Annotated in this window: 1 protein-coding gene; it reads left to right on the top strand. The window is 63.3% G+C overall.

Annotated elements, in window-relative coordinates:
* Window positions 1-133: 133 nt before the first annotated feature.
* The coding region (locus AC2JF9_RS10190) for an ATP-binding cassette domain-containing protein (RefSeq protein WP_500727530.1) at window positions 134-395 on the top strand (262 nt) is incomplete at its 3' end.

The raw sequence follows: 395 nt of genomic DNA, 5'->3' as shown, positions 1-395 counted from the left end.
AGCTACAACCGCCTTCTCGGTATAATGGGCGGCGGCCGCCAGTTCACGGACGAGGAGATCGCCAAGGTGCCCTACAAGCAGGCGATCAACATGGATTTCCTCAAGAAGGCCCGGACGGCCTGAGACCGCGCAGATGATCGTCCTCGACGGAATCGGGAAGAGTTACCCGTCGCCGCAGGGCGGTGGCGAAATCCGCGCGATCGGCGACGTCTCGCTCACGATCGAGCGCGGCGAGTTCGTCTGCATCGTCGGTCCTTCAGGCTGCGGTAAGTCGACGCTGCTCAACATGATGGCAGGCTTCATCGACCCGAGCGCCGGCCGCGTTCTCGTGAACGGCAAGGTCGTCGGCCGGGAACTTCCGCCCTCCCTCGGCTACATCTTCCAGAAGGATACGG

This window comes from Lactobacillus sp. C449L (assembly GCF_059900815.1).
The sequence above is the reverse complement of the archived record's forward strand: the minus strand, read 5'-3'. Positions and strand labels throughout refer to the sequence as shown.